Raw genomic sequence first — 21478 nt, forward strand, 5'->3', positions numbered from 1 at the left:
CATCGACGGGATGGGCAAGCGTGCTCGGTGGAGGGGGCGTCCTAGAGGTTCAAGCCATGAAGCAAAAGACGCTACCCCCATTGAACTGGCTGCGGGCATTCGAGGTGTCTGCCCGCTGTTTGAACTTCACCCATGCTGCCGAAGAGCTGTTTTTGACCCAGGGCGCGGTCAGTCAGCAGATCCGCCAACTGGAAAGCCATCTTGGGGTGGCACTGTTCAAGCGCTTGCCCCGAGGCCTGGGACTGACCGAGGAAGGCCAGGCTTATCTGCCGGTAGTTCAGGATGCGATCACGCGACTGGCAGTGGGGACCAACGAGATTTTTGGCCAGCACAAACTTCGGCCGATCAAGGTGCGTGGCAGCCTGGCGTTCTTCGTGCATTGGCTGGCACCCAAGCTGGCGGGGTTTAGCCAAGCGCATCCGCATGTCGATATCCGCTACATCAGCAATATCTGGGTCAAGGAACTGGACGGTGAGGATGACATGGAGATTCGCTGGGGCCACGGTCAATGGCCCGGCCTGGTGTCGCAGCGCCTGACCTGGGACACGTTGTTCCCGGTCTGCTCGCCGGACCTGATGGCAAGGTCGCCGCTGATGGCCCCCGCGGACGTGTCGCACCATCCGCTGTTGCATGTTCTGGGTTACGAAGAGGGTTGGGGTTACTGGTTGAACATGGTCGGTGCGGACACCGTCGACTCCTCGACCGGCATGCAGTTCGACACATTGATTTCCACTTTGCGCATGGCCGAGTTAGGGCAGGGGATCGCCCTGGCCCGGTCCTCGATGGTGGAGGAGATGCTTCAGGACGGACGGTTGGTCGAACCCTTTACCCAGCGTATCGAAGCCAGTGAGTCTTTTTACCTTGTGCGCGGTTCCGGGGCCGAGCAGCACCCCGACGCGGTGATGTTTTCCACCTGGCTGGTCGAGCAGGCACATCGTTTCAAATGAATGGCCGGAGCCAACCATGCGTTATGTGAGTACCCGAAATTCGGCCGTGCAGGTCGACTTCGAACAGGTCGTATTGTCTGGCATTGCCGAGGACGGTGGGCTGTTCGTACCGCTCGAACTGCCGCTGTTTGAATCGCAGGACATCGCCAACTGGTCGACCTTGCCCTATGACGAACTGGCCTACAGAGTGATCAGTCCGTTTGTGGGGGAGGCGATCCCCGAGACAGACCTCAAGCGCATGCTCAAAGAGGCTGGCAGTCAATTCAGCCATCGTTCCCTGGCGCCTTTGCATCAGGTCGATCGTAACGAGTGGGTGCTCGAACTGTTCCACGGGCCGACTCGCTCCTCGAAGGATTTTGCCGCTCAATTGCAGGCACGACTGGTGCCGTATTTTCTGCGCAAGCGCGGGCGTCGCGGGGTGGTGATCGGTGCCACCAACGGCGATACCGGGCTGGCGGCCATCGAGGCGTTCAAGCACTGCGAGGGCACCTCCGTGGTGGTGTTTTACCCGGAGGCGGGCGTACCCCGGGACCAACTCCAGCATTTGCAAGCAGCGGCGCACCCAAGGGTTCATCAGTTCGCGGTCAACGGAAGCTTCGACGAGTGCCAGACCATCGTCACCCGGCTGTTCCGACAATGGCCGTATGCGCAGTACGAGGTGATCAGTTTCAACTCCAGTAACTGGGTCAGTGTGTTGGCGCAACTGGTGTTTTACTTCCACGCCGTGTTGCAACTGGGAGGCGGCCAGCGACCGATTGGTTTCAGCGTACCGGCGGCCAGTTTTGCCGAGGTGTATGCAGGCTACATCGCACAAAAAATGGGCCTGCCGATTACCCAGATGATTGTTGCGACCAACCAGAATGACGCGTTGCATCAGTTGTTTCAGAAGAACCACTACAGCAGGTCACGAGCCAACAAGACGCTTTCGCCTGCCATGGACCTGTCGATCTTTTCCAATCTGGAACGGTTCCTTTGGGAGCTCTACGGGCGTGACGATCAGGCGGTGAGTGCCCTGATGGTTGCGTTCGAGTCCAGCGGCGAGATGGTCATCGCCAACGAGTTCTGGTTGCAGGCACGGATGATCATCGACTCCTACGCGGTCAGTGATGAGCAGACGCTGACGGAAATCACCTCGCTGTATCGCGACACGGGATACGTCATCGACCCGCATACGGCCACTGGTGTGCTGGCCGCCCGGTTGTATCGGCGAAGCCTGGTGGCGCCAATGGTGACCCTGGGGGAAATCTCACCGGTCAAGTCGGCGGCACTGCTTGGCGAGTTGGGCATCAGTGTGGCGGGGCTGCACCCTGAGGTCGCGACGCTAGGACAGGCGCAGGTTTACCGGATTCAACCGGACGACCTCGATACCATCCATGAACTGCTCGGCGCGCTGTGAAGGCGCGACAACAGGAGGCCAAGTGAAGCGAATTCTGGACCCTCTCGATGAACACATCATCGCGCAACTACAGCTCAATGCCAGGGCTGCACACGCCGAGCTGGCGGCCAAGGTCAATCTGTCACGCAATGCGGTGCGCCAGCGTATAGAAAGACTTGAACGCGACGGGGTAATACAGGGATATACCGTACGCACGGGGGAGGGGCGACAAGCGACGTCGAACATCAACGCGGTGATTTTCGTTTATCGCTACGACCGGATGCGGGGGGCGGAAGTGTTGCAAGCGCTGCGGGCAATTCCGGAAGTCATCCAGTGCGATGTCATGAGCGGCGAGTTCGACCTGATGCTGCGGGTGGGCGCTGCGAGCCCGCAGCGGGTGCACAAGGTCTGGACTGAAATTGCCGCGTTGCCTGGTGTAGAAAACACCGTGACCTCCTTTGTGCTGTCGTCTGTCGTGTAGCCCATTTTTCGTACCGTCAAAAGCCAACCTGTGTTGGCTTTTTTTATGTCTGAAGCAATGTCATGACTGTGGTCAAAACGCCCACAAAATAGAGCAAATTGGCCTATGTCACTGCCCTGGACTCAGCCCTAACCTAGTGCCCAACAACCCATCACCCGGATCAAGGGCATAACAAAATGACTGAATACAAATTGGCGCTGGTTGGCTTTGGCGGTGTTAACCGGGCATTGGCTCAGCTGATTGCCGAACGTAACGAACAGTGGAAAACAGAATTGGGTTTCACCCTGAAAATCGTCGGCGTGACTGACCTGTTTCTCGGTTCGGTGATTGGCCGCGAAGGGCTGGACGCCAATGTGCTCGCCCAATTGCCGGCAGTCAAAGGTGCATTGGCGCAACTGTCGGGTGGCGACGTCACAGCCCTCAATGAAGCGGTGATCAAGGATTGCGGCGCGGACATTATTGTTGAAGCCACGTTTACCAACCCGGTGGACGGTGAACCGGCGACTTCGTTCTGCCGTTGGGCGCTGGAGGGCGGCCAGCATGTTGTCACCACCAACAAGGGCCCGATCGCCTTGCACGGCGCCGAGCTCAAGGCACTGGCTCGACGCAAGCATGTCGCCTTTGAATACGAAGGCTCGGTCATGAGCGGCACGCCGGTTATCCGCCTGGCCAGGCAGGCACTGGCCGGCAGCTCCATTGTCGGTTTTGAAGGAATTCTCAACGGCACGTCCAACTTCGTGCTGACCAGCATGGAAGGCGGCCTGGGGTTTGCCGAGGCCGTCAGCAAGGCTCAGGAGCTGGGTTACGCCGAAGCCGACCCGACGGCAGATGTCGAGGGTCATGACGTACGCCTCAAGGTGGTGATCCTGGCGAATGAACTGTTGGACGCGAAGCTGACGGTCAGCGACGTCACGTGCAGCGGCATTTCGTCCCTCAGCCTTGGCGACATCGAAAAAGCCCGGCAGGACGGCGCTCGCTGGAAGCTGATCGGGTCGGCGATGCGCCATGCCGACGGCTCGATCAGTGCCAGTGTCGAACCGCGGCTGTTGAACAACGACCATCCGCTGGCCAGTGTTGGCGGCGCGACCAATGCGGTGTCGTTTACCTCGCAACTGCTCGGTGCGGTAACAGTTTCGGGGCCGGGAGCAGGGCGCACGGAAACAGCGTTTGCGCTGCTCTCGGACATCATCAGCATCCATCAATCCATTGCACGCAACCAGGAGTAAGCCTGTGAAATTATCGCGCCTGGTTCTGGATATCGTAGAGCCGCCCATTGAAGTCTTTAACGCCTATGACGGTTCCGTCATCGGCAGCGTAACGAATGTCTGTGCATCGCAAGTTCCGCAGTTGTTGGAGACGGGACGCAGTGGTGCACGAGCGTGCGCCGCGTTAGCGCGTCATCGTCGGGCTCGCATTCTTGAGCAAGCCGCAATCAACATCGAACGTGATGCCGACGTGTTTGCCAGGCTGATCGTCGACGAGGCCGGAAAGACCCTCAAACAGGCGGAAAAGGAGGTCAAACGCTGCGTCAACACCCTCAAGCTGTCGGCAGAGGAGGCCAGGCGCAATGCCGGGGAGGTGGTGCCGTTTGACGCTTATGAAGGCTCCGAATCGCGTCAGGGCTGGTTTTCTCGCGAGCCCTTGGGCCTGATCGTTGCGATCACGCCGTACAACGATCCGTTGAACCTGGTGGCGCATAAACTTGGTCCGGCCATTGCGGGCGGTAACGCGGTGATTCTCAAACCATCCGAGCTCGCGCCCTTGTCGGCCATTAAACTGGTGTCTTACCTGGTCGCAGCAGGCTTGCCTGAATCAGTGGTTACCGTCGCCACCGGCGGCGCGGAACTGGGCAAGGCGTTGGTCGCCGCCCGTGAGGTGCGGATGATTTCCTTCACCGGCGGTTTCGTCACCGCAGAGCAGATCGCCCGCACGGCCGGGTTGAAGAAACTGGCCATGGATCTGGGCGGCAATGCGCCGGTAATTGTCATGGGCGATTGCGACCTTGAGGCGGCTGTCGAGAGTTGCGTGTCCGGAGCCTTTTGGGCAGCGGGGCAGAACTGCATAGGCACCCAGCGCTTGCTGATTCAGGCGTCGATTTATGAAGCGTTCCGAGAGCGTTTTGTCAGTCAGGCCCGTGCGCTTGTGGTCGGCGACCCATTGCTGGCCGATACCGATATCGGCCCCATGATTACTGCGCAAGCCGCGCAGAATGCCGAGCAAGTGGTGAACGAGGCCTTGCAAGAGGGCGCCACGTTGCTCTGCGGCCATCGGCGTGAAGGATCGTGCTACGCCGCCACCGTGTTGGAAAACGTCGATCACGCCAGTCGACTCTGGCGCAATGAAGTCTTCGCTCCGGTGGTGGTACTGCAATGCTTCGAGAGTTTCGATGAGGCCATCGCACTGGCCAATGAACCCGAATACAGCCTGCATGCGGGGATCTTCACCAATGATCTGGCAACCGCGATGAGCGCCGCACGGAGGATCGAAGCCGGGGGAGTGATGATCAACGACTCTTCCGACTACCGCTTCGATGCGATGCCGTTTGGCGGTTCCAAGTACGGTAGCCTGGGCCGGGAAGGCGTACGTTTTGCCTACGAGGAAATGACTCAACCCAAGGTGGTGTGTTTGAACACGTTGGGTTAGGCGACTCACGACAGATTGGTCAGGTCGTATTGCATTGGGCAGGTTTGGTCACCTGCCCAATGCGCATTACTGAAAGGCTGTGGCGCGGTTGATTAAGGTTGTAACGGCTGACTGACGTGCAGCAGATCTTCCAGGCCGATGCGGCGGAACATCTCGGCACGCACTCGGTCGGCCATGGCGTTGACGATTTCCGCGCCGTCCTGGGATGGATCGATGTGACGTCGGAACGGTCGGGTTCCGACCGGCATACCGATAATCTCGACAATGGCCTTGGCCACCTCCTCGACATCGGCATCGGCCGGTTCCAGGGCCGCAAGTCCTTTAAGACTTTGCTCCGGCAACCCGGCATAAGGGCCGTTGTCGTATTCGGCAGCACATGCCTGGTCGGCCGGCGAACCGGAATGCGCAAAATGGTTGGTGCCCTTGGTAAACGCCCCCGGCACCACGATCGAGGTTTCGATGCCCCAGCGTGTCAGCTCACCGGCGTATGAAACGGCCAGGGAATCCATGGCGGCCTTGGCGGCAAAATACGGCGAGAGGTAGGGCGGGGTACCACCGCGTGCGCTGCTGGAGGACACCCACACGAGCAGGCCTTTACCCTGTTTACGCAGTTGCGGAAGTGCGGCGCGATTGACCCGTTGGGTGCTCAATACGTTGATGTCGTAAAGCTGGGCGAATTGTTCCGGGGTGAAGGCTTCGGCGGGGCCGAAGGACATGTGGCCGGCGTTATGGATGACCACGTCCAGCCGACCGCAATCCTCGATGATTTTCGCGACGCCGGCCTCGACCGACTCGCTTGAGGCGACGTCCAGTTCGACGCTGCGCAGGTCGACCTGATGCTGGTCGGCGTAGTGCTGCACTTGTGCCACCTGCGTTGCATTGCGGCCCAGGGTTTCACGCATGCTCGCGTAGACGGTATGACCGGCGTCGGCGAGGGCGCGGGCAGTCAGTGCACCAAAACCGCTTGAGGCACCGGTAATCAGAATGATCGATTTCATGTGAATAACCTCTGCTAAAGATGGTGTCAGGCACGACGAGGAAGACGTTGTTGCACGGCATGGGATAACCAGCCAGCAAAGGAGCCGAGGCCGGCGGCCCCACCCAGTTCGGCGAAGCTTTCCAGGGACGGTTCCAGGTGCGCGGCGAAGTAGGCGATCAGGCCGAGGAAGTAGGCGACGATATTGTTCATCGTCCGTGTGGCCCGCAGCGACACCACGACCATCGCTACGACAAACACCACGATCGGCAGGGCAAACAGGCCGAGCGTGGGTGCCAGGGCACCGATGCTCAGCGCCGCGCCCATGCCGAAGGCGATGCCCATCAGCACACAACCGAGATTCACCAGGCCATCGCGCAAGGTCAGCCCGCGGCTGAAGAACGCCACCCAGCCGACGAACATCGCCCAGACCGGCAGAGTCAGCAGCAGGCTGGAACCAGCCGCCAGTGCGGCGGTGGCAGCAGCGACGGCGGAAAACAGCGTGAACATCAGTTTCGATTGCCCGGTGCGGGGCGAGGTGTTGGCTGGGTGGCTCATGATCATCACTCCTTTCAAGGTTGGGTTGAACGGTTCAAACGAGGCCGCCGTTGACGCGCAGGATTTGCCCATTGACCCAGGCCGAATCAGGGCCAACCAGGAAGGAAACGACGCGGGAAATGTCTTCTGGCTGGGCCAGACGCTCCAGCGGAGGCATCTTGGCGAAGGTCTGGATCTGTTCTTCGCTCTTGCCGTGCAGGAACAGGTCGGTCGCGACCGGGCCCGGTGCCACGGCGTTGACGGTGATGCTGCGACCGCGCATTTCTTTGGCGAACACCTGGGTCAGGGATTCCACCGCCGCTTTGCTGGCGATGTACACCGCGTAGCCCGGTAGGTTCATGCCAACGGTACTGCTGGAGAAGTTGATGATCCGGCCGCCGCTGTTCAGGCGAGTCGCGGCTTCACGCAGGGTATTGAAGGTGCCACGAGCGTGGATGTTGAAGTTCTGGTCGAACAGTTCGTCGCTATGTTGCGCCAGTGGCAGCACCTTGAGGATGCCGGCGTTGTTCACCAGCACATCGACCTTGCCCAGTTGTGTTTCGGTTTCGTCGAACATCCGACGCACGTCGTCAACCTTGGAGACATCTGCCTTGATCGCTATGGCTTGGTGACCATTCTGACGCAATTCAACAACCAGTTTCGAGGCTTCGCTGGCGCTGCTGGCGTAGTTGATGGCGACGGCGAAACCTTCGCTGGCCAGTTGTTTGGCGATGACCGCGCCAATGCCGCGGGAGGCGCCGGTTACGATGGCAACTTTCGATGTATGAGTAGTCATGGCGGTGATTCCTTTGAAGTAATGAGTGGTTTGCTCGGTATGGAGCTAGATTCACATGTTTACTTCCGGTGATAAATTCACGAGAGTTGGCTTTACTGTTCAATAATTACCAACAATCGAAGACCAGGAGTTCAACGTGGATCAAGTCAAAGCGATGAAGGTGTTTGTGCGGATCTACGAGCGCAGCAGCTTTACGTTGGCCGCGGATGACCTGAACCTGCCACGCGCGACGCTGACCCACACGCTGAACCAGTTCGAAGCCTGGTTGGGCACGCGATTGCTGGAGCGCAGCACCCGCAAGGTGCGTCCGACGCTGGATGGCGAGGCGTACTACCTGCGTTGCGTGCAGTTGCTGGCGGAACTGGAAGAGGCCGAACTGGCGTTCCGCGGTGTGGCGCCGAAGGGACGGTTGCGCGTGGATTTGCATGGCACGCTGGCCAAGCACTTTGTTATCCCAGCGTTGCCGCAATTCATGACCCGTTACCCGGAAATCGAGTTGTCCATCAGTGAGGCGGACCGCTTTGTCGACTTGATCGCCGAAGGCGTCGACTGCGTGCTGCGCGCCGGTACGCTGGGGGACTCGGCGCTGATCGGCAAACGTGTCGCCAATCTGCGCCAGATCACCTGTGCCAGTCCCGCGTATCTACGCAAATACGGCGAACCGAAAACCCTCGAAGACCTGAAAAACCACCGCGCGGTGAACTACGTTTCACGCACTACCGCCAAGTTGTTTCCATTTGAATTCATGGTCGACGGTGAGCTGAAGGAAGTGCCCATTGACGGCGCGATATCGGTGTTCGGCGCGGAGATCTATGCCTCATCGGCGATTGCCGGACTGGGCTTGATCCAATGCCCGCATTACCGAATGAAAACGCAGATTTCTCAGGGCCTGGTGAAGGAAATCCTCAACAACCTGCCTCCGCCGCCGATGCCGGTTTCAGTGCTGTATCCGCACAACCGCCACATGTCACCACGGGTGCGGGTGTTTGTGGACTGGTTGGGTGAGGTGTTCGCCAAGGCGCTTTGAAGTCGGGGCTGAGCGCCAAGCCGGCACCGAACTTTAGAGGTGTGACTTGACCGGATGTCTTACCCGCATCGATCAACATTGCGAGGATGAATAGTGCAGGGATGTAGCCATCAACTATTCAGCCCGGGAATCAGGGATGCCGATGCTGTTAACCGAAGCAGAAGGCAATACGGAGCATGGCGTTATACGCCAGTCATGCTCTGATCCCGCGCGGTCGGAGACCCAGTGCACGACGGGAAGTCTTTCGCATTCGTTCGCGAGTTAACGCAGTGATCCGCATCGACTCCATCTGGCTCGCCACCGAACCCATGGACAAGCAAATTACCCATCACAAATCGGTTACCGAGCTGTTGCCGCGCAGGTGGGCGCCCGTTTAACCACGCAGGGGTGTTGGGCGAACGTACTAACCTCGTTCATAGTCGCTCGGATTTTTCGTACAGAACCTAAGACTGCGCCTGACGTTGCTGGACTAACCCGCTACCCACCTGTCGCGAGCAGGACAGTCTTTGCGCACCCGGCTAAACATAGGTCGCAACCGTCGCAAGGCAAAAACTTCGCCGCCGGTAGTCTGAGATGACAACCCGGGAGACTTTCAATGACTCGACGTGCTTGCTTGGCCGCTCTATTGGCACTGACTGCATCAACCGCCTTTGGCGCCCCCAGCTACGATCATCTCTATGCTTTCGGTGACAGCTACTCTGACAATGGTGCGGGTGAAAACTTCACTGGAACATTGACCACGCAGAAGGTCAAAGATGCACAGGAGCTACCCGGCTCGTTATATTGGAGGGGACGCTGGAGCAATGGCCCCACCGCCGTCGAGGACTTGGCTCACGCTTTGAAAATACCCTTGACCGACTACGCGATTGGCGGCGCCAAGAGCGGCAACGGCAACTACTATGCCTGGATGGAGCCATCTCGCGACACCGGGGTTTTCGGTCAAGTCGCCGATCATCTGAAAGCCGCTGAAACACACAAAGCGGATCCGAATGCGCTCTATTTCATTTTCATCTCAGCCAACGACTTTTTTGAATGGGCCGACTTCTCGCGCCCAGAGTCGATTGACGTGCTAAGCCAGAACAGCGTGGCGAACATACGGAAGGCCACCGAGGCGCTGATTGCAGCAGGCGCGAAGCACGTGATGGTCGTGGGGACTACGGATTTGAGTCATGTGCCCGCTGTGGTGCAGGGCAATCAAGTCAAGAGTGCAACAGAATACCAGCAGATACTCGAACAAAAACTGCCAGCCGTGCTGACAACACTGGCTAAAGCCCATCACGTTAGTATCAGTTACTTTGACCACCTGGCCTTCAGCAACAAGCTTCGCGCGGCACCCGATGTTGTGGGGTTGAAGGATCTGGATACCCCGTGCCAAGCCACCTATCCGGACGTCAAGCCCGTGTGTGAAAATCCAGATACCCATTACTACTGGGATGAATGGCACCCGACCCGCAAAGTCCACACCCTGGCCGCCGAGGCGATGCTTGAAACGCTAAAAGCTAGCCGTTGAGGTTCTCTATCAGGTCATAGCCGGTAGATTCTCGGCGACACTTTTTACAGATCCGGATAATCATCAAGCCTAAGGCTAGGAGCATCTCCGTCCTCCGGATCACGCTTAGTCGTATGTATCACTCCCGCTTCAGCATCTGCACGCATCTGCTCGAGCTCTTTGTGAAATGCCTTGTCCTGAACCGTGGGCTTACTTGTGTACGGTTTACGCTCTGGTTCAGGCTTGGCTGCATAAGTCGTTACTGCGTCAGGGTCGTGCTGCAGTTTTTCTTGGACTTGCGATTCCAGCATCGCACGGAGCGCGTCTTTGTCGGGGCGGGTAAGCAATTTGTTACTCCTAGTTGGCAGTCAGCGATTGGCTCATTGGCTGGTTGGTGTGAGATGGGGTGTCCAAGCCTTAGCACCAACCGCCTGCAGTGAATGACGTTATCAAGTATGAAAATAGCAACTACCGGACGCATGTCTCAGCCTAATGTTCGGTATTGGCATTGGTTTCGCGAGACCGGCTATCAACAAGCAGCAACTACTTGCAGTTGCCTGCCTTTCTATATCCCGCCGCCTGGGCGCCAGATTCAGAGTCAAAAGTAATTTGGTATTTCGCCGACACCTGACCATAACCAGGGCACCCCATTGAGAGGTGGTACACCTGACTCTTCCTGTTACCAATGATCGTACCTACCCCGGTCGCGCTCGCCAGGGTTGGCTGGGCTGCGGCTCGCGGAGGATTAACAGGAAGGGCGCTAACTACCCCATCACCAACCGCTTTGTATCCTTGCGACCATCGACGCTCGCCAGTCACGAATGGATTGGGGTGCCCCATGATTGCTGCAATGCGTCGATCTCGCTCTTTCTCCCACGCCGAAACCGGGTACTGCTTGTCCCAGGCCATCAGTAGCTGTTGCTGCTGACGAGACATGCTCAGGTTGTATCTGTCGAACATGTAAAAGGTTGTCCTGGCGACCAGCCCTTTAACCTCGTCACGCGGCTCCGCAGCTCGCTGATCGAAATCAACCCGTGTCTTGCACTGCCCATACTGCGGCGCTATCCCGGAGGCCATACCGTAGTTGAAATTACTACGGTCGCCATTCACCTCCCCAACAGATGGGTAGAGGTTGAACAGGTCTGCTTCCATTGCTCGAAACACAGGATCATCGTCCACACAGTGCTCGCGCCCACCGTTCTTCCAGCATTGGCGTTGGTTACCGAATGTCCAGGCTGGAACTATGTGTTCCCACTCAGTGCGCTCTGCCCGATTCTCTTGCTTTCTGGCCTTAAGCCCGCATGACTCAGCGTCAATACGTCCACCTGATTTGCCAACCCACGTCCATTTGCAGCCGCAATACAACTCGCCCATGGAGCTGTTCGCCTGGTCGAGGTAGATTTTCTGCTTGGCTATGACCTTGGCTTCGGAAAAGGTCGATGGAGGGTTTGAGAAGGCGGGGGTAATTACCGAGAGGGTCAGCGTTACTATGGACAGCAATTTTTTCATTGGAAAACATTAGCAAATTAGGGGGGGCGCATTGTACGCACGACGCCCACGCCCACCGCAGTGTTTCTCAGTTAAACGCAGCCTCGACAAATGCCTCCAGCGCCTTGTGTTCCAGTATCTCGATAGAGAAGTGCCCGAAGCGTTTGGGCAACCAAATGATGCGTGCCCCAGACGGGGATTGCAGGTTCGCGCGAGCCAATGGCTCTCCACTTTCGTCTTCTGGCTGAACACCGGCGACCATCAATTCGTCATAGGCTTTCTCGATGTCCGGTGTCGAGTAACAGTGGCGGTAAATCATCCCCTCACCCGACGAATCCAATAGCTCTTTCAGGTTCCCTGCCAACGGCTGTACCAACATGAAACGCTCTTCACCGATCAGCGCAATCGCGTAGCGAACGTGCAGACCACCTCGTTCCCAGACGAGCGTTTTGGAGATCCTGGCGTTAAGTATCTGTGCGTAGTAAGCACAGGCTTCGTCTAGATTTTTGACCAGTACATCTACGTGACTGAACTTCAGATCCATTGCAGTCCTCCTGTTGAACCGGCGTCCATGGTAAATCTGCTCCATTCGATCGTCGATCGAAGGCTTCTTAATGGGCATGGCGTGAGATATAGCGGCATCAAGCGCCAGTGCATTGGGTCTCCTGACACCTCTGGAGGTCTGTAAGTTACTGAAGCCCGGCCTAAATAATCTGAAAGAGCGGCTAACTCATGAGCAAAATTGTTCGTACGCGAGACTACGGATTATTACGGCTAGGCAGCATGCCTTTGAGCACCTCATCTTTCTCTACAAAGTGATGCGTGAGTGCCACGAGAACGTGCCCTCCCACCAAAGCTCCACATAGCCAGGAGACATAGGTATGAATCGCTTTCGCCAAATCATAGAGACTCTGGTCAGGATCGACTAAGGGCGGTAGTAGAAAGAGCCCTGCGACTACGATGGGCTTATCAGCTACCGAGCTCCAATACCACCCAGAGAGTGGTAGGCCAATCAGAGCGATTCCGTAAAGCAGCAAGTGGCCAACGAAGGCGCCCCGTTTCATCAGCGGACTCATTGTCTCAGGCAAAGCCGGCGCGGGGTGAGTAATCCTCCAAGAAATACGCACGACAATCAAAAACAGCAACGTGCTTGCCACAGCTTTGTGCAGGAATGTCAGCTCATGATGTGCATTGAACTCATCGCGCCAGTGAGTTGCCAGGATTCCAATGAACCAGGCGCCGATCCAGATGAGTGCCATACCCCAATGCAACCACTTCGCAGAACTCGTGTAATTTTCAGTTTTTGCCATGACATCTACCTTTTTCCAGCAAGATCGTGAACAGATTATTACTTTTGAAAACGATCAAAAAAAACGGTAATTGTTGCTAGGAATTATCGAGTCCATCGATTCATAAGGATCGGGCAATTCAAAAAATGCATCGCCTATCGTGAATGCTATTCATTAGGCACTCCGTCGTGCATAACAAAACCGGGCCCCATTTTACGTGGCTGCAGCTCCGCTATCTCAATTGCCCGCTGCGTCGGCAGACGTGTAAGGGCGTCCTTCAAATACAGGTTCAGAGCGCAGCGAGTAAACGCTCGAGCCGTTCTTGATCCGAGTCATTCAAAAGATCGACCGAATCAGCCCCGTCGCGCTGCCAGAATTCAAATGTCCCGACTGGGCCGTCAGGCGACCTGCAGTACTCGCAGTAGTCCAAGGTGTCACAGTCATTGAAAAGTCTGAGTAGCTTCATCACGGATGGGCTGTTACAAGCGTAATCGACCCCTCAGGGGGGCGCTCTGTCAAACCAGCCTGAGCCGGCGATTCAAAACCAGTTCGTGCAGCTGAAACACTGACGAAACATTCCGGCCATATGATTCGCACCACCGAAACCCAGGAGGGTTGGAGATGAATCGGCCATCAAGACGCATGCGCAAACTGCTCGACGCCGTTGCCCTGGAACAGCAATTGCTACGCGCTCGGCGCCCGACGGCAAAGAAAGCCTCCGTCAGCAGTCAGTCAGCCGCCAAGTCGAAAAAAGGAAACACAAGTGTCTGACCGTAACAGCGATAACTTTGCGTTTGCGGGCGCAAGGTCCCGCGTAGCGAGCCGGCAGTGGCGCTTAGTAGCGCGAGCGAATGGTGATGGCGACTTCAATCCAGGTATCGATATTCGCGGCTATACCACCCACTGCGGCTGGTCGATCTGAAAAGGTACGCCCATTTCCAGGATATCGATCGAGAACGGAGCAGGGAGAGTTACGTTGAAGTCACCGGGGAGAGTGTCTCGTCCGGTCGCGTCTTGCCGCCAGTGGGTTCGGCGCCTAATGTTAAGTAGTAGGCACCAGGCAAGGGAGGGGGTCGTATGCGCTGTGCAAACTGCGGATTCGAGAATCCTTCCGGGGCCAGCTTCTGTGAAGCGTGTGGCGCCAGGCTGTCTCGCGGCTGTCCGCGCTGTGGCCACGAGGCGGGCCTTACCGCCAAATTCTGCAGTGAATGCGGCGCGCCGCTGACCGATGCACCCGCTGCGCCATCACCGCGCTCCCGACCTGTTACAGGGCCTTCTCCAGCGCCCATTCATTACACGCCCCACCACCTTGCCGAACGCATTCGCGCCGAACAGGCAGCCATGGAAGCCCGGGGCGAAACCTCCGGCGAACGCAAGACCATCACGGCGCTGTTTGCCGACATGGCCGGCTCCATGGCGCTGATCCACGACCTCGATCCGGAAGAGGCCCAGCGCCTGATCGAGCCCGTCGTCGCGCTGATGATGGAAGCTGTCCACTACTACGAAGGCTACGTGGCCAAGACGATGGGCGATGGCATCCTCGCGCTGTTCGGCGCCCCCATCGCCCATGAAGACCATCCGCAGCGGGCCTTGTATGCGGCGCTGCGCATGCAGCAGGCGATACAGCGACATAGCGACCGCATTCGTCTGGAGAAAGGCATTCCGCTGCAAATCCGCGTTGGCATCCACACCGGAGAGGTCGTAGTGCGTTCGATCCGAACGGACAATTTGCACACCGATTACGATCCGGTCGGGCACACGATCCACATTGCGTCCCGGATGGAGGGAATCGCCGCGCCATCGTCGATCCTGGTGAGCGAGTCCACCCACAAGCTGGCGGAGGGCTATTTCGAGTTCAGGACTCTGGGGGCCACCCAGGTCAAAGGTATCCCGGAGCCGCTCTTCGTGTACGAGGTGCAGGGTCTCGGCGCGCTGCGCACGCGCCTGCAACTAGCGGCACATCGCGGGCTGGCCAGGTTCGTCGGCCGCCAGGTCGAACTGGACCTCCTGCATCAGGCGCTCGATCAGGCCAAAGCGGGCCACGGGCAGGTCGTCGCGGTGGTAGGCGAGGCCGGGGTCGGGAAGTCGCGGCTGTTCCATGAGTTCAAGGAATGCTCGCGGCGCGGCTGTCTGGTGCTGGAGACGTTCTCGGTGTCGCACGGCAAGGCCTTTGCCTATTTTCCGCTGATCGAGCTTCTGAAAAACTATTTTCAGATCACTGCCCTGGACGACGAGCGGCGGTGTCGGGAAAAGGTCATGGGCAAGGTTCTGACGCTCGAGCGCGGCTTCGAGGATATCGTGCCCTACCTGCTCTATCTGCTGGGTATCGGCGAACGCAGTTCGGCGCTCGCGGAAATGGATCCTCAGATCCGGCACGATCGAATATTCGACGCGATTACGCAACTTCTGGTGCGCGAAAGCCGCGATCAGCCGATCGAGCTGTTGTTCGAGGACCTGCAATGGCTGGACCGAGAGACCGAAGCATTCCTCACGTGCCTCACCGGCCGCGTGGCGAGCGCCCCGATTCTGCTCCTCGTGAACTACCGCCCCGAGTATCAGCCTGTTTGGACGCGCGGGGGCCATTGCAGCCAGCTGCGGCTCGAACCTCTGGGCCCGGCCGAAGCCCAGGGACTGCTTGTGGCTCTGCTTGGGGACGATCCCACCCTTGTCCCCCTCAAACAGCTCATCCTGGATAAGACGGAAGGCAACCCTTTCTTTATGGAGGAGGTGGTCCAAACGCTGGTCGAGGAGAAATCGCTGCTCGGCGAACCCGGCCGTTACCGGATCGAGCAAACTCCGGCTGCGCTGCATATTCCCACCACCGTGCAAGGTGTGCTCGCCGGCCGTATCGACCGGCTCCCGGTTGCGCAAAAGGAATTGCTGCAGACGCTCGCCGTCATCGGCAAGGAGTTTCCGTTCAGTCTGATCCAGCGCATCCGTGATGGACGGGTCGCTAGGATGGACGATGATTTGCACGATCTGCTGGCCCGACTGGAGGCCGCGGAGTTCATTTACCAGCGGCCCGCATTTCCGGAGGTGGAGTATTCGTTCAAGCATGCGCTTACCCAGGAAGTCGCGGGCCACTCGCTACTCACGGAGCGGCGTAGCGCACTGCACGAACGCACGGCGCAGGCCATCGAGGCACTGTTCCCCAATCGCATAGCGGATTACTGCAGCGAACTGGCACACCACTACCGGCTGAGCGGCAATGTCCCGAAGGCTGTGGAATACTTGCACCGTACCGGGCAACAGGCCCTCCAGCATTCCGCCCATCTTGACGCGATGCGTCACCTCGGCGCGGCACTGGAATTGCTCAAGCATTTGCCCGACACGCCCGCGCGTGCTCATCAGGAACTAACGTTGCTGCTCTGCCTGGGGCCAGCCTTGATGGCCGTGCGAGGCTATGGTGCGCCCGAGGTGGAGGCCACCTACACCCGTGCACTGGCGCTATGCGAGCAAGTGGGCGACGACTCGCTTTTCCCTGCGCTGCTGGGGCTGCGGACTTACTACGAGTTGCGCGGGCAATACTCAACTGCATGCGAACTGGGTGAACGATTGTTCAGTGTCGCGCAAACTGCGCAGGATCCGGACTTGCTCGTGGAAGCCCATGCGGCACTCGGGGCGACATTGCTTTTTCAGGGTGATCTGCGCAATGCACTTGAGCACCAGGAGCGGGCGCGTGTCCTCTACAACCCGGACCGTCATCGCACACATGTCATTACGTACGGTATGGATCCGGGCTACTCCCTGACATTTTCGACCTGGTGCCTTTGGTTCTTGGGTTTCCCCGATCAGGCAAGCAAGCGCGGCCGGGATGCCCTTGTTCTGGCCAATAAGATTTCCGACCCGTTCGGCTTGGCCTTCACCTTGTCTGCTACGTCGATACTGGGACAGCTTCGGCACGACGTACAACTCGCCGAAGAGTGTGCTGATGCCGCCATCAAGCTTTCACTCGAACGAGGGTTTCCGTTTTATTTGGCGTGGGGGACTATTCTCCAAGGTTGGGCCTGTGCCGAGCAGGGAAACATTGACGAGGGAATCGCTCAGATAACCGAGGGTATTGCCACTTACCAGGCAGCCGGAGCAGAGCTTGGATGTTCTTATTTTCTGGCCCTGCTGGCCGCAGCTCACGGGTGCTCCGGGCAACCGCAGGCAGGATTGGATGTCGTGACCGGCGCTCTGGCTATGGTGAACAGAACAGGCGAGCACTTTTACGAAGCAGAACTGTACCGGCTCAAGGGAACTCTTAGCCTCCAATGTCAGAGCGAAGACAGACAGGATTCTTCCGTGCAGCAGGAAGCGCAAGCATGCTTTCAAAAGGCGATCTTGGTCGCTCGACAACAAGGGGCAAAGTCACTCGAGCTACGAGCCACAGTGAGCCTTGCTCAGTTATGGGAAGCACAAGACAAGGAGGCGGCGAGGCAAATGCTGGCCGACATCTATAGCTTCTTCACCGAAGGCTTTGACAGCGTTGATTTGCTACAAGCCAAGGCGCTGCTCGATGCATGGGCACCATGCGGGGGGGTAAACGATTGATGACGCATGGCGCTGAATCGAGCATCGGTGTGTCGTCGGTAAGTGCGTAACGGGGCGAAGCACCGCACCAAGCGCCCGATGCTGCTCAGCACCGGCGAGGAGTCCAAGAATGACTACGAAGAACGGAGCGCGTCGGGGCAGTGATGAGCGTAAGCCGGTCGCGCTGGCTTTGCAGGGCGGCGGGATGCACGGCGCGTTCACTTGGGGCGTGCTCGATCGGTTGCTCGAGGACGGCAGGCTTGCCATTGAAGGGGTGAGCGCAACCAGTGCCGGCGCGATGAATGCCGTCGTGCTGGCCTACGGCATGCTGCAGGGTGAGGAGGCCGGCGCGCGCCAGGCGCTGCACGATTTCTGGTACGCCGTGGCGCAGTCCGCCGAGCGTCATAACCCGTTGCGCTGGACGCCATGGCTGAAAGGGACGCACAGCTTCGGTCTGGACCATTCACCCATGTACGCGTTCGCGGACGTGGCGCTTCGTATCTTCTCGCCTTACCAGTTCAATCGCCACAACTTGAATCCGCTGCGAGAGGTGCTGGAGAGTCAGGTCGATTTCGCCGCCTTGCGAAAGCAATGCCCGCTCCATCTCTATCTGTGCGCGACCAATGTCGAGACGGGGAAGATACGCATCTTCTCGGGCGAGGACGTCTGCGCCAAAGCGGTGCTTGCTTCGGCCTGTGTGCCGACATTGTTCCAGGCGATCACGATCGAAGGCCAGCACTACTGGGATGGCGGCTATATGGGAAACCCGGCCATTTTCCCATTGATCTACCACTGCAATACACGCGATGTAGTGATCGTCCACATCAACCCGCTCGTTCGCCCGGGCGTGCCCACTACCGCTGCCGATATCCTTAATCGCATCAATGAAATCAGCTTCAACTCGTCGCTGATGCGTGAGATGCGCACCATCGCCTTTGTCACCGACCTCATCCAGCAAGGCAAGGTCGATGGCAACGAGATGAAGGAGATGCTGATCCACTCCATTCGGTCCGACGAAGCGATGTGCGCGCTCAGCGTATCCAGCAAGTACAACGCGGGCTGGGACTTCCTTTGCGGACTGCGCGACAACGGACGACGCGAGACCGAGGCGTGGCTCACGGAGAACTATCGGGATATTGGCGAACGGTCGAGTATCGACATCCGAAAGGAGTTTCTTTGAACGCTACCATGAGACGGGAAAAGGTGGATGGCGTCTGCCCAACACTTGAGGGCAGGAAGGTTGCTGCTGAGCCTGCTAAAAATAAAGCTGGGGTCGGTTAGCCGAGCCCCAGCGCTGTCAATCGACGCAATACTTGCGTTGTGGTCTCAAATCCCCGGGCTGGATTGCTCCTGCATGGGCTCTTTGGATAATGGTCTTCCTCATCGTTCAATGGCGTCCCGACTCACTGGACGGAGAAGCAGGTAATCGCTGGTTGCCTTACTCGGATGCACTGGATGCGTTTTTTCTGAGAGGTCAGACGGAGGGTGTGTTCAGAATCGATATCGCCGCCCCTGTGCTGTCGGAGATCTTCGCTTCCATACTGTTCGGGCTGGTGGATGCTGAGCGCCGTGACCGTGTGGCTCGGTCGGGGATGGTGGCACTGATCGAAATGTCTTTTCTTCGAGGCGCGAGCAAGGGCTAGGTGGACTCGTTTCCGACCCGTCGCGCCGCTTGTTCGATTCCCATTCGTCTCGCCAGTAGTTGAGCCGTAAACAGGTCAAGGTGGGCTCCCCCGGCATTCTTGAATACAGTGATCTGATCTGTGGTGAAGCAAGGCGGACTACCACCGCACAGATCAAAGAGATCGCCAATTATATCGTCGACCGAGATCACGCCGGTTGCTAACGGAAGTTGGAGCTCGCCACTTGCCAGAGCAGTCGGTCGAAAGTTCGCATAGAGTTGGCCGCGAATCAGAACATCGTTATCGGCCTCACGCATGTGCGGCAGCCAACTACCCACCAGATTGACATGAGTGCCAGGAGCAACCTGGGCGCCACGGATCAAAGGCTGGTCGCTCATGGTTGCGGCGCAGATAACTTCAGCCGCAGGTAATGCCGCGTCTAGATCATCGACAACAGTGAGTTCAACGTCGGGGATTTGAAGGTCGGCAGCCAGCTTCTCTGCGCGAGGTCGCGTGCGGTTCCAGATAAAAACCTGGCGCAACGAGGGCCTCAACGCGGTGAATGCCTCGATCAGTGGTCCTGCCATGTCACCGGCACCGACCATCAGCATCGTTCGGACATCCTGGCGCGCAAGCAGATCAAGTCCCAGGGCCGAGTCGGCAGCAGTCTTGCGGGCCGTAAGGGCCGCGCCATCAGCAACGAATATAGGGGCGCCGGTGATGCCATCAAACGCGACATAGACGCCTTGAATCGAAGGGGAGGCCGGGTGTCGGTGCTGGTTGCCAGGAAACTCGGTGGCAAGCTTCACTCCCACCATTTGCCGTTCGCTCCAAGCGGAGCGCAACATGAAACGATCAGCGCTACCAGGGTGCGCAAGGCATAGATCGGCGATGACGGGCAGCGGCTCTCTATGTGCCTGGGCAAAAGCGGCACATAAGCTTGGATAGTCGAGCAGTCTGCGGATTGTCGGTGCATCAATCCACTGCATGGGAAAGTCCCCAAAGTGCCAGCAACGGCTTGTCGGTTGACCTCATGGAATGGACAGCCGATGGTGGGTTGAACACTACGCCGCCCGGCCCGGGATTCCACCAGCCGACATCTTTTCGGTACCAGTAACCTTCCGATAAAACGACATAAAACTCTGCCGGAGGATGCTTGTGGTACGGATAGCAAAGTTCGGGCTCCATTACCGCCAACCCCACTGTCAAAGTTGAACATTCAAGCAGTGCGCCCTTGCCGAGAATCAGCGCATGTCGGTGCCTTTCTTCAAACGCATCATCGTCCCCTTCTGAAGCGGATCGCTTTATCCAGCGACTACTGGACAACAGGGTCTCAAGAGCCGATAGCAGAATCTTGAAGTCCCGATTCGTTCGGGGAGCATCCGCCAATGCCCGCGCTACCGTGGGCTCCAGGCAAGCGGGCAGGGAAGTGCCCGAGAACGGAGGCAAGCCGATGTCCAGGCGCGCAGTGCTCAAGGAGCGAACACAGATTTCTGTATCCACGCCATCAACACTACTCACTTGAGAATACCGGGCCAGGATTCGCAGGAGTGCCTCCCGCATCACCACTCCCTGTATCAGGAGTTCTTGTTCCGACATCTGTGAGTACGACTGCATCACCTTTTACCTCTTGAACATACCAGGCAGGTCACTTTGAGAATTCAGTGATACATCCATCGAGCTGTCTCTTGGCTTTCTGAACGATTGAGCTCGATTCGCAATGGCCAATGCTGAAATCGCGCCTGAAACGATTCGGTTAATTGCGAAGTAATCGAGCTGTCGCACTGACAAAAACCAGCAAAACAATCACGCAGCCAAGAGCGAATGACAAGGTGCTCAGATGGGCGACCGCCCCGATAAATACGGGACCGATCAGAATCCCCGCGTAGCCCATCGAGATGACAGCGGGGATGGCTACTGCCTGTGGCATACGTTGCTGGCGGCCCACGGCGGTAAAGAGCACAGGGACAATGTTTGAGCAACCAGCACCGACCAGAGCGTAGCCAATCAAGGACGCGGCCCAGCCATCGATTCCAAGCGACACGATCATGCCTGCGGCCGCGCAAAGTCCACCTAGCGCAACGACGCGCACGCCACCTAGTTTGCTAACGATGGCATCTCCTGTCAGGCGGCCCACCGTCATTGCAGCGGCGAAGGATGCGTAGCCCAAGCCGGCGATGCTCGGCTCTAACCCTCGGCTCGAGACAAGGAAAACCGCGCTCCAGTCGAGGATTGCGCCTTCAGTGAGGAAGACGATGAAACAGAGCGCCCCTAAAAACAGCACGATACCCCT

General features: G+C 58.1%; 21 protein-coding genes and 1 pseudogene. 11 read left to right on the forward strand and 11 right to left on the reverse strand.

All coding sequences use genetic code 11. The features are described 5' to 3' along the window. The first annotated feature begins 56 nt into the window (after positions 1–56). From AC1D1M_RS28210 to AC1D1M_RS28230, 5 genes are all read left to right on the forward strand, one after another. Complete coding sequence (locus AC1D1M_RS28210; RefSeq protein ID WP_477778215.1) at positions 57–947, forward strand: LysR substrate-binding domain-containing protein; 891 nt, start codon at positions 57–59, stop codon at positions 945–947. Between the two features lie 16 nt (positions 948–963). Beyond that, positions 964–2343, forward strand: a complete 1380-nt coding sequence (gene thrC, locus AC1D1M_RS28215; protein ID WP_477778216.1) for a threonine synthase — start codon at positions 964–966, stop codon at positions 2341–2343. A gap of 22 nt (positions 2344–2365) precedes the next feature. Further along, complete coding sequence (locus tag AC1D1M_RS28220; RefSeq protein WP_477778217.1) at positions 2366–2803, forward strand: Lrp/AsnC family transcriptional regulator; 438 nt, start codon at positions 2366–2368, stop codon at positions 2801–2803. A 176-nt stretch (positions 2804–2979) separates the two neighbouring features. Continuing rightward, the gene (locus AC1D1M_RS28225; protein ID WP_218497897.1) at positions 2980–4029 is read left to right on the forward strand and encodes a homoserine dehydrogenase; all 1050 of its coding nucleotides are present in this window, start codon (positions 2980–2982) and stop codon (positions 4027–4029) included. 4 nt (positions 4030–4033) lie between these two features. Beyond that, positions 4034–5446 carry an aldehyde dehydrogenase family protein gene (locus AC1D1M_RS28230; protein ID WP_477778218.1) on the forward strand — a complete coding sequence of 471 codons (1413 nt, stop codon included), beginning with the start codon at positions 4034–4036 and terminating at the stop codon, positions 5444–5446. Positions 5447–5538: 92 nt separating this feature from the next. Here the strand turns inward: AC1D1M_RS28230 and AC1D1M_RS28235 are convergent, their stop codons facing one another. Genes AC1D1M_RS28235 through AC1D1M_RS28245 form a run of 3 tightly spaced genes read right to left on the reverse strand, consistent with a single transcriptional unit; the run spans position 5539 to position 7755 of the window. Then, the gene (locus AC1D1M_RS28235) at positions 5539–6444 is read right to left on the reverse strand and encodes an SDR family oxidoreductase (protein WP_477778219.1); all 906 of its coding nucleotides are present in this window, start codon (positions 6442–6444) and stop codon (positions 5539–5541) included. Positions 6445–6470: 26 nt separating this feature from the next. Continuing rightward, a complete protein-coding gene (locus AC1D1M_RS28240) occupies positions 6471–6980 on the reverse strand; it encodes a DUF1097 domain-containing protein (protein WP_477778220.1) in 510 nt (169 codons plus the stop codon). A gap of 34 nt (positions 6981–7014) precedes the next feature. Continuing rightward, positions 7015–7755: an SDR family oxidoreductase gene (locus AC1D1M_RS28245; protein ID WP_477778221.1), complete on the reverse strand. Its 741-nt coding sequence runs from the start codon at positions 7753–7755 to the stop codon at positions 7015–7017. 136 nt (positions 7756–7891) lie between these two features. Between AC1D1M_RS28245 and AC1D1M_RS28250 the strand changes: the two genes are divergently transcribed. Together AC1D1M_RS28250 and AC1D1M_RS28255 are read left to right on the forward strand one after the other, a co-directional pair. Then, positions 7892–8782 (forward strand): LysR family transcriptional regulator, encoded by an 891-nt coding sequence (locus AC1D1M_RS28250; protein WP_477778222.1) that lies wholly within the window; start codon positions 7892–7894, stop codon positions 8780–8782. 595 nt (positions 8783–9377) lie between these two features. After that, the gene (locus tag AC1D1M_RS28255) at positions 9378–10292 is read left to right on the forward strand and encodes an SGNH/GDSL hydrolase family protein (RefSeq protein ID WP_477778223.1); all 915 of its coding nucleotides are present in this window, start codon (positions 9378–9380) and stop codon (positions 10290–10292) included. Between the two features lie 44 nt (positions 10293–10336). Here AC1D1M_RS28255 and AC1D1M_RS28260 read toward each other — a convergent pair whose 3' ends face one another. The 5 genes from AC1D1M_RS28260 to AC1D1M_RS28280 form a co-directional block, all read right to left on the reverse strand. Next, positions 10337–10618: a hypothetical protein gene (locus tag AC1D1M_RS28260; protein ID WP_477778224.1), complete on the reverse strand. Its 282-nt coding sequence runs from the start codon at positions 10616–10618 to the stop codon at positions 10337–10339. A gap of 196 nt (positions 10619–10814) precedes the next feature. Beyond that, positions 10815–11780: an endonuclease gene (locus tag AC1D1M_RS28265; RefSeq protein WP_477778225.1), complete on the reverse strand. Its 966-nt coding sequence runs from the start codon at positions 11778–11780 to the stop codon at positions 10815–10817. 67 nt (positions 11781–11847) lie between these two features. Further along, complete coding sequence (locus tag AC1D1M_RS28270; protein WP_477778226.1) at positions 11848–12303, reverse strand: VOC family protein; 456 nt, start codon at positions 12301–12303, stop codon at positions 11848–11850. A 214-nt stretch (positions 12304–12517) separates the two neighbouring features. Beyond that, the gene (locus AC1D1M_RS28275) at positions 12518–13069 is read right to left on the reverse strand and encodes a cytochrome b (protein ID WP_477778227.1); all 552 of its coding nucleotides are present in this window, start codon (positions 13067–13069) and stop codon (positions 12518–12520) included. Between the two features lie 268 nt (positions 13070–13337). Beyond that, a complete protein-coding gene (locus tag AC1D1M_RS28280) occupies positions 13338–13514 on the reverse strand; it encodes a DUF7693 family protein (RefSeq protein ID WP_477778239.1) in 177 nt (58 codons plus the stop codon). Between the two features lie 155 nt (positions 13515–13669). On the opposite strand from AC1D1M_RS28280, the gene AC1D1M_RS28285 reads away from it, so the two are divergent. The 4 genes and pseudogenes from AC1D1M_RS28285 to AC1D1M_RS28300 all read left to right on the forward strand — a co-directional run. Continuing rightward, positions 13670–13819, forward strand: a complete 150-nt coding sequence (locus AC1D1M_RS28285; protein WP_477778228.1) for a hypothetical protein — start codon at positions 13670–13672, stop codon at positions 13817–13819. A 306-nt stretch (positions 13820–14125) separates the two neighbouring features. After that, positions 14126–17584 (forward strand): adenylate/guanylate cyclase domain-containing protein, encoded by a 3459-nt coding sequence (locus AC1D1M_RS28290; RefSeq protein WP_477778229.1) that lies wholly within the window; start codon positions 14126–14128, stop codon positions 17582–17584. Between the two features lie 109 nt (positions 17585–17693). Continuing rightward, the gene (locus AC1D1M_RS28295) at positions 17694–18743 is read left to right on the forward strand and encodes a patatin-like phospholipase family protein (protein WP_477778230.1); all 1050 of its coding nucleotides are present in this window, start codon (positions 17694–17696) and stop codon (positions 18741–18743) included. Between the two features lie 187 nt (positions 18744–18930). Beyond that, positions 18931–19206: pseudogene (locus AC1D1M_RS28300) on the forward strand (transcriptional regulator); the annotation flags it as partial. Here AC1D1M_RS28300 and AC1D1M_RS28305 read toward each other — a convergent pair. The 3 genes from AC1D1M_RS28305 to AC1D1M_RS28315 form a co-directional block, all read right to left on the reverse strand. Continuing rightward, complete coding sequence (locus AC1D1M_RS28305; protein WP_477778231.1) at positions 19203–20174, reverse strand: ornithine cyclodeaminase family protein; 972 nt, start codon at positions 20172–20174, stop codon at positions 19203–19205. The pseudogene AC1D1M_RS28300 and the gene AC1D1M_RS28305 sit on opposite strands and share 4 nt — an antisense overlap. After that, entirely contained in the window at positions 20161–20802 is a 642-nt protein-coding gene (locus AC1D1M_RS28310) for a dimethylsulfonioproprionate lyase family protein (RefSeq protein ID WP_477778240.1), read from the reverse strand. The genes AC1D1M_RS28305 and AC1D1M_RS28310 overlap by 14 nt, the downstream gene beginning before the upstream one ends. A gap of 139 nt (positions 20803–20941) precedes the next feature. Next, a partial coding sequence (locus AC1D1M_RS28315) for an MFS transporter (RefSeq protein WP_477778232.1) occupies positions 20942–21478 on the reverse strand: 537 nt, incomplete at its 5' end.

It is taken from the genome of Pseudomonas sp. P1_F7, assembly GCF_056405655.1.